Source organism: Terriglobia bacterium (assembly GCA_020073205.1).
Lineage (GTDB): Bacteria > Acidobacteriota > Polarisedimenticolia > Polarisedimenticolales > JAIQFR01 > JAIQFR01.
Window position 1 is genome coordinate 1 of the sequence record JAIQFR010000152.1, and the last position, 7,881, is coordinate 7,881.

Annotated in this window: 7 protein-coding genes; 6 read left to right on the forward strand and 1 reads right to left on the reverse strand. The window is 69.8% G+C overall.

Annotated elements, in window-relative coordinates; all coding sequences use genetic code 11:
- The 6 genes from LAO51_19160 to LAO51_19185 all read left to right on the forward strand — a co-directional run.
- Positions 1-376: ABC transporter substrate-binding protein (locus tag LAO51_19160; protein ID MBZ5640862.1), on the forward strand; the 376-nt coding region annotated here is incomplete at its 5' end.
- Between the two features lie 7 nt (positions 377-383).
- The gene (locus tag LAO51_19165; GenBank protein ID MBZ5640863.1) at positions 384-1,172 is read left to right on the forward strand and encodes a glycosyltransferase family 2 protein; all 789 of its coding nucleotides are present in this window, start codon (positions 384-386) and stop codon (positions 1,170-1,172) included.
- Positions 1,173-1,256: 84 nt separating this feature from the next.
- Entirely contained in the window at positions 1,257-4,754 is a 3,498-nt protein-coding gene (gene mfd, locus LAO51_19170; protein ID MBZ5640864.1) for a transcription-repair coupling factor, read from the forward strand.
- A 75-nt stretch (positions 4,755-4,829) separates the two neighbouring features.
- Positions 4,830-5,843: a peptidyl-prolyl cis-trans isomerase gene (locus LAO51_19175; protein MBZ5640865.1), complete on the forward strand. Its 1,014-nt coding sequence runs from the start codon at positions 4,830-4,832 to the stop codon at positions 5,841-5,843.
- 27 nt (positions 5,844-5,870) lie between these two features.
- Positions 5,871-6,878 carry a peptidylprolyl isomerase gene (locus tag LAO51_19180; GenBank protein MBZ5640866.1) on the forward strand — a complete coding sequence of 336 codons (1,008 nt, stop codon included), beginning with the start codon at positions 5,871-5,873 and terminating at the stop codon, positions 6,876-6,878.
- 340 nt (positions 6,879-7,218) lie between these two features.
- Positions 7,219-7,551 carry an RNA chaperone Hfq gene (locus tag LAO51_19185; GenBank protein ID MBZ5640867.1) on the forward strand — a complete coding sequence of 111 codons (333 nt, stop codon included), beginning with the start codon at positions 7,219-7,221 and terminating at the stop codon, positions 7,549-7,551.
- A 72-nt stretch (positions 7,552-7,623) separates the two neighbouring features.
- On the opposite strand, the gene LAO51_19190 is transcribed toward LAO51_19185, so the two are convergent.
- On the reverse strand, positions 7,624-7,881 hold a 258-nt coding region (locus tag LAO51_19190), incomplete at its 5' end, for an inositol monophosphatase (GenBank protein MBZ5640868.1).

The following is a 7,881-nucleotide window of genomic DNA, read 5'->3' on the forward strand; positions in this document are numbered from 1 at the left end:
GCCGGCCGCCGAGGGGCTCGTGTTTCCCGAGACGTCGTTCGATCCCCAGTCGCTCCGTCCCGCCACTCGCCGCTTCGTCGCCGACTACCGCGCCCGGTTCCACGAGGACCCCGACCCCTTCGCCGCCCATGCCTACGACGCGCTGAAGCTCTTGGCTTTCGCGATGGAGCGGGAAGGCTCGCCGGACCCGGAGAGCGTGCGGCGCGGTCTCGACGCGATCGAGGACTACTCGGGAGCCTCGGGCCCCGTCGCGTTCGACGAGAACGGGGACGTGGTCCAGTACCCGAGACTGTTCATCGTCCACCACGGCCATGCGGAGCCGTACGACCGATTCGTCGAGGAGGGCGGCACGCTGCCGCTCCCGGCGACGAACTGAGGACGCCGTGACCGCAGAGCGCGCAGGCCGGCCCCACCTGACCGTCGTGATCCCTGCGTACAATGAGGAGCGTCGCATCGCGGGAACGCTGGCGAGGATCGCCGCCTACGTGGAGAAGGCGGGGCTGACCGAGGAAATCCTCGTGGTGGACGACGGCTCGTCGGACGCCACCGCGGGCATCGCCTCGGATGTCCTGAGGGGACGCCGGGGCCGGGTCCTGAGGAGCGACGAGAACCGCGGGAAAGGGCATGCCGTGCGGCGCGGTGTCGTCGAGGCCGCGGGCCGCTGGGTCCTGCTCACCGACGCCGACCTCTCGGCCCCCATAGAGGAGCACGCGACCCTGGCCGACGCTGTGCGGGAGCGCGACCTCGACGTCGCGATCGGTTCGCGCGCCCTCTCGGGCTCGCGCGTCGAAGTTCGCCAGAGCGCGGTGCGGCAGGCCATGGGGAGGACCTTCAACCGGATCATCCGTCTGATGACGGGCCTCCCGTATCGCGACACGCAGTGCGGATTCAAGCTCCTGGACCGCGACCGGGTCCGCCCGCTCTTCGAGAAGATGGTGGTCGATCGGTTCGCGTTCGATGTGGAGTTCCTCTACCTGTGCAAGCGGTTCGGCCTCAAGGTGCGGGAGGTTCCGGTGGTCTGGCGGAATTCCCCGGGCTCGAAGGTGAGCCTCCTCGGCGACCCGATCAACATGATCTTCGATGTGGCCCGGGTGCGTTGGCGGTTCCGGAGAGGGCTGTACAACCCGGAGGTCCCGGCTGAGGGGCGCGGTGGAGGCGGAGGCGAGGCGTGAGGCTGGGCGCCGTCCGCGACGGGCGTCGGCCGAGGCGAGCCGGTCCGCTGGTAAGGTCGCGCGGGAGGTCGTAGTCTGGGCCCGATGAGCGCCGGTCTCTTCCTCTTCGCGCCGATCCTCGACGCGCCGTTCCTACGCGAGCTCGAACGCCGCCTTGAGGAAGGCAGAGGCGGCGTGGCTCTCGAGGGGCTGGTGGAGGGCGCCAGAGCCCTCGTCCTGACGCTCATCGCTGAGCGGACCCGGCGCCGGATCCTGCTCGTCGTCCCCGACGATACCGCGCTGGAATCCTGGCACCGCGACCTCGCCGCGTTCGCCTCCATCGTGGGACGCGACCCTCGCCGCATCGCCGTCCTCCCGGCGATGGACGCCGATCCTTACAACGGCATCCCGGCGCATCCCGAGATCATCCATGAGCGCGTCGTCGCGCTCCGGCGGCTCGCGCGCGGCGACGCGGACCTCGTACTCTGCCCCGCTCGCGGGCTCCTCGCGCGACTTCCGTCGCCCGAGGAGCTGGCGTCCCGGACCCGCGTGGTACGGAAAGGAGATAGCCTCCCTCCCGACCGTTTTGTCCTCGACGCGATGGCGTCGGGCTACCGCCGCGTGGACACCGTGAGCGCCCCCGGAGAGGTTTCGCGACGGGGCGGGATCGTGGACATCTTCCCGACTGGAGCCGACGAGCCGATCCGGATCGAGCTGTTCGGCGACGCGGTAGACTCGCTCCGTTCGTTCGACACGGACCACCAGAGGTCCACGGGCCTCGTCGAGGAGGCGTTGATCGCTCCGGCGGCGGAGAGCGCCGCGGGCGACGACGCCCTGGAGCGCCTCGCCCGCTACCTCGAGGACGGGACGGCGAGGGCGAGAAGGGAGGACGGCCCGGTCCGGGAGTTTCGCGAGCGCCTGGACGCGCTGCGGGCCGAGGGATGCCTGCCCGGCCTCGAGGCGCTGGCGTCGCTCACCGCCGCGCGGCCGGTCCTCCTCTTCGAGCACGCCACCGGGATGCTCCTCGCGGTAGACGAGCCCGCGCGAGTCGAGGAGGAGCTGGCGCGGGCGGGCCACGACGCCCGCTCGGCCTACGAGCAGAGCGGGGACCGGATCCTGCCGCCCCCGGACCGGCTCTACGCCCGCCCGGTGGAAGTGCGCGATCGCCTGCGCTCGGCGGAGCTGTTCTTCCACGAGCTCGCCGGGGAGCCGCCGCCGGGCGTCTCGGTCTCGCTGACCGCAGCGTCGCGCCCGGCGCCGAGCTACTCCGGCCGGGTCGCCGACCTGGCCCGGAGCGTCGGCGCGGAGCGGGGGGCCGGCACGAGGACCCTCTGCGTCATGCGAGCGCCGGGAAGCGCCGGGCGCCTCGCCGAGATCCTGACCGAATACGGGCACGCCCCGGCGCTCCTGTCCGCGGCGGACCGGCTCGAGCCGGATTCGGGGGAACCGGGCGGGCTCTACGTCCTGACTGGCGGTCTGAGGACGGGTTTTGAGCTCCCGGAGCAGAAGATCGTCGTCCTGTCGGAGCGCGAGGTCTTCGGCGACGAGCCGAGGGCCCCCGAGCGGAAGGGCCGGGGACGCGCCGCGTTCCTCTCGGATTTCCGCGATCTCAAGGTCGGGAGCCTCGTGGTCCACGTGGACCACGGAATTGCCCGGTACGCCGGGTTGGGCCGGCCGAAAGGCGGAAGCCTGAACAGGGACTTCATGCTGCTCGAGTTCGCGGCGGGCGACCGGCTCTTCGTCCCGACCGACCGCCTCGACCTCGTCCAGAAGTACAGCGGCGTCGCCGGGCACCGCCCGCATCTGGACCGCCTCGGGGGACCCGGCTGGGACCGGATCAAGTCCCGCGTGAGGAAGTCGGTCGTGTCGATGGCGAAGGACTTGCTCGATCTCTACGCGAAGCGCAGGACCGCGGAGGGGAACGCGTTCTCCTCGGACACGCCCTGGCAAGCGGAGCTGGAGGCGGCGTTTCCGTATGAGCTGACCCCGGACCAGGAGCGCGCGATCCGGGACGTGAAGCAGGACATGGAGTCGCCGCGGCCGATGGATCGGCTGTTGGTAGGAGACGTGGGTTTCGGCAAGACCGAGATCGCGGTGCGCGCGGCCTTCAAGGCGGTGCTCGACGGATTCCAAGTCGCGGTTCTGGCCCCGACCACCGTGCTGGCGGCGCAGCACTTCGGCACGTTCCGGGACCGGTTCGCGCCGTTTCCGCTCCGCGTCGAGATGGTCTCGCGCTTCCGCTCCCCAGCGGAGGTCAAGGAGGTGCTCCTCATGGTCGAGCGGGGAGAGGTGGACGTCCTGATCGGGACGCACCGCATGCTCTCCCGCGACGTGCGCTTTCGCAAGCTCGGCCTCCTCGTCGTGGACGAGGAGCAGCGCTTCGGGGTCGCCCACAAGGAGCGGGTGAAGAGTCTCGCCCTTGGGATCGACGTGCTGGCGATGACCGCGACACCGATCCCTCGCACGCTCCAGATGTCCCTGGCCGGCGTGCGCGACCTGTCGGTCATCGAGACGCCGCCGCCGGGACGCTCCGCGATCCAGACCTACCTGGTCCCGTTCCGAAAGAGCGTGATCGCCCAGGCGATCCGGCAGGAGCTGCGGCGGAACGGCCAGGTGTTCGTGGTGCACGATCGCGTCGAGACGCTCCCGGCGATGGCTCGCGCGGTGCGCGAGATGGCTCCGGAGGCGCGGCTGGTGGTGGCGCATGGACAGATGGCGGAGCGGGAGCTCGAGCGGGCGATGCTCCGGTTCGTGAGCCGCGAGGCGGACATCCTGGTCACCACCACGATCATCGAGAACGGCCTCGACATCCCCAGCGCCAACACGATCGTGGTCAATCGCGCGGACCGATTCGGCCTCGCCCAGCTCTACCAGCTCCGCGGAAGAGTCGGCCGGAGCGAGCACCACGCCTACGCCTACTTCATCATCCCCGGGCGGCACGCGCTCTCGGACACCGCGCGCAAGAGGCTCAAGGCGCTCCAGGAGTTCAGCGAGCTGGGGGCGGGGTTCCGGCTCGCCGCGGCCGACCTCGAGATCCGCGGGGCGGGGGAGTTCCTGGGATCGAGGCAGCACGGCCACATCGCCGCCCTCGGATTCGACCTGTACGCGCAGCTCCTCGAGGGAGCGGTCCGGGAGCTTCGGGGAGAGCGGATCGAGGAGCGCGTCCCCGCGAGCCTCCACCTCGGCGTGGACATCAAGGTTCCCGAGAGCTACATGCCCGACGTCGGGGATCGGCTCGTGCTCTACAAGCGGCTGGCTTCGGCGCGCGACGGCGCCGAGGTGGATCGGCTCCAGGCCGACATCGAGGACCGGTATGGGCACCTCCCACCTCCGGCGGTCAACCTGTTCGACCTCGGCCGCCTCAGGCTCGCCGCGGAGGCCGCGGGGGTCCGGAGCGTCGACGTGGCCGACGGGCGGCTCCAGATCCGCCTCCGCGAGAAGGCGACCCTGGAGCCTCGCCGCATCGTCGAGATGCTCGCCCGGGAGCGCGGCATGCTGACCCCGTCGGGGATCATGGTCCTGCCGGCTCCCGAGCGCGCGGGGGAGCGGATTCGCACGGTGCGCGAAGTTCTGGAGCGCCTGGCGGGCGAAACCGCGGCCTGAGCGGCACCGCGCCCTGGAACGGCCGGCTTCTCGCAGTCTATACTCCACCCCCGCTGCCTTTCCGGAGAAACCACGGTGACGAACGTCTGGCGCCCGGCGCCGCAGAGGACGGCCGCGACGCGGATCCCGCTACTCCTCGTGGCGGCGTTCCTCGGGCTGCCGGGCTGCGCCCCTGCACCGCCGCCTGACCCGTCGCGGAAGCCGGTGGCGATCCTCGACGGCAAGGCCCTGACGGTGGCCGATCTCGACGAATATCTCAGGGACAATCTGGCCGAAGAGGGCAACGGCGAGCGTTCCGCCGCGGACGACCTGGACCGGGTCAAGAGCCGGCTCTACGACAACTTCATCGACGAGGAAGTGCTCCTGGCCGAGGCCCGCCGCACGGGGATTCGGGTAACTCCGGAGGAGCTGAGGTCGTACCTCGAATCCGGAGCCGAGGGCTCGCCCGGCGCATCGGCACCGGCGGAGGAAGACCGGAAACTGGCGGTCCGGGATCTCACGATCCAGAAGCTGCGGGAAGCGAGCGCGCTACTTCGGGCGAAGGTGGCCCCGTCCGACGTCGACGGGTACCTCGCGCGGAACCGCGAGGCTCTCCGAGCGCGGCCGCAGGTCGTGCTCCGGTCGTTCGCTCTGGCGTCCCCAGACGACGCGGAGCGCCGGCGCCGCAAGATCCTCTCCATGAAGCGCAAGCTCGACCGGGCCGCGGCGTCGGGGGAGGACCTCGGACCCGACGGAGGCCAGCTCCAGGAGGCCCCTCTAGAGTCCCTGCCCGACGAGGTCAGGAACGCCCTGGCGAAGCTCGAGCCGGGTCAGGTGAGCCCCGTGGTCATCCTGGAAGGAGCCCCGTATCTCTTCTACTACCAGTCGGGGCCGACGGAGCGCCAGGACAGCGAGGAGGTGCTTCGGTCCCGTGCCGAGGAAGCTCTTCGGCAAGCCAGGGTGGCGGAAGGGTCGACGCAGCTCCTCGAGGCGCTCAGGCGCAAGGCGAGGATCGAGCTCCACCCGGAGAACCTCCCGTTCCGGTACGTGCCGGAGGACGTGCGGCCCTCCGCTGCGGCTGGCGCTCCCGGCCCGGGCGGACAACACTGAGAGTCGAGGGCAGACGGAGGTGGGAGCATGACAGGACCGATCCGGGCGGGAGCCGGAATCTTCCTTGCGGTCCTGGCGGGATCGCTCGGGACGGGCATCGCTCGCGGCGAGGTCGTCGAGGAGATCGTCGCGAAGGTCAACGACGACATCATCACCCGGTCGGACCTTCAGGACTCGGAGCAGGAGCTGCTCTCGGACCTTTACCGCCAGTACACGGGAAAGGAACTGGACGACCGGGTGAAGACGGCGAAGGCCGGGCTCCTGATCAATCTCATCGACCGGAAGATCCTCCTCCACCGCGCCCAGCGGCTCTTCGACATGGACAAGATGGGCGACAACCTCCTGTCGAACTTCCGCGAGGACCGGAAGATCAAGAGCGATGACGAGCTCAAGAAGATGCTCGACCAGGACCACATGACGATCGCCGATCTGAAGAAGAAACTCGTGGAGTGGACCGCGCCCGAGCAGGTGCTCGGGTACGAGGTGAAGGACCGCGTGTCGGTAGGGGACAAGGAAGTCGAGGCGTTCTACACGGAGCATCCCGAGGAATCCGAGGTGCCCGCCGTCGCCACGCTCAGGGAGATCGTCCTCCTGGCCGAGGGAGACAAGAAGCAGGCTCGCCGGGCTGAGGCGGAGCGGTTGCGCGAGCGCGCGGCGGCGCCCGGCGCCGACTTCGAGGCCCTCGCCAGGGAGTTCTCGGAGGCGGGAACCAAGGCGTCCGGCGGCCTGATCGCCGACGTGAAGAAAGGGGAGCTCGCCGCGCAGCTCGAACAGGTCGCGTTCACCCTGGCGCCCGGCCAGGTGAGTCAGGTCCTGGATACTCCTTACGGCTTTCACATCATCAAGGTCGAATCACGAGCTGAGCCGCAGAAGCGATCCCTCGAGGACCTCCGCGCGAATCTGAAGGAAAAGCTCTACAAGGCGAGGTTCGAGCAGGCCTACAACGACTTCATGAAGAAGGCCCGCAAGGAAGCCGAGATCTGGGTGTCGCCGAAGTACCAGAGCCGGATCGCTCCGGGAGCGCTCGAGCCGTGACCCCGCCGGTTGTCCTGCTTCGACGCAGGACGATCGGGTTGCACCGCCAGCCTCTTGGTGTTATCTCTTACTGCGAAGCGTACGACAGACAGCGGGGTGAGAGCCCCGCTCCCGCACCAGCGCCAGGTCGGAGAGTTCCCATCGTTCGAAGATCGGCCTCGGGCCGGCGAGGCGCGGGTGCCATGGGTCCCCGGAAGAAGAAGGCGATCCCACGCCTCTTACTCCCGGGGAGGCAGGCGACGACAGGTCCGGTCCCGGGAGGATCGAGATGGTCAACCGGAAGCTCGTCAGGCCGAATCTGGCCGAGATCAAGGAAAAATTCGCACCGAACCGGCTGCCGATGACCGCCCCCGCGGCACAGCCCGGCGCGGGGCGCGAGGCTCCTCAGGGCGGGGGAGGCGCTGCCGTGCCGCGCCGCCGTCCGGTTCCTCCGGAGCAGACCAGCGCGGAGGCGTTCTACTACCTCAAGCAGATGAACAACAGGACGCCCATGGTGGTCGTGCTCGACAATGGCGAGCAGCTCCGCGGCCGTATCGAGTGGTACGACCGCTCGTGCATCAAGGTGAACCGCGACGGAAGCCCCAACCTCCTCGTGTTCAAGCACGCGATCAAGTACCTCTACAAGCAGGAGGAGGAGCGGTCCGGGGAGGCCCACGCGCAGCCCTTGGAGTAGCCCGAGTCGACGCACCCGAGCGTCCGGGTTTCGCGTCGTTCCATCGCTGGGCTCGGGCGGTGGGCGTCCTGGCTAGCCGCCGAAGGCATCCCGCGTGATCCGGAGCATGTCCGCGTGGACCGAGGCTCCCGCCGCAAGGATGTCGCCCCGCTCGAGGAAACCGGGCCCCCCCAGCACGTCGGTCACGATCCCGCCCGCTTCGCTCACGAGCAGCGCTCCGGCGGCCACGTCCCACGGCGAGAGCCCCACCTCCCAAAAACCGTCGTACCGCCCGCAGGCCACGAACGCGAGGTCCATCGCCGCCGAACCCGCGCGCCTGATCCCCGACGT

Bases quoted from the DNA above. Each gene is read 5' to 3' on its own strand.
- mfd (MBZ5640864.1), top strand. From the start codon at position 1,257: ATGAGCGCCGGTCTCTTCCTCTTCGCGCCGATCCTCGACGCGCCGTTC.
- LAO51_19180 (MBZ5640866.1), top strand. From the start codon at position 5,871: ATGACAGGACCGATCCGGGCGGGAGCCGGAATCTTCCTTGCGGTCCTG.
- LAO51_19185 (MBZ5640867.1), top strand. From the start codon at position 7,219: ATGACCGCCCCCGCGGCACAGCCCGGCGCGGGGCGCGAGGCTCCTCAG.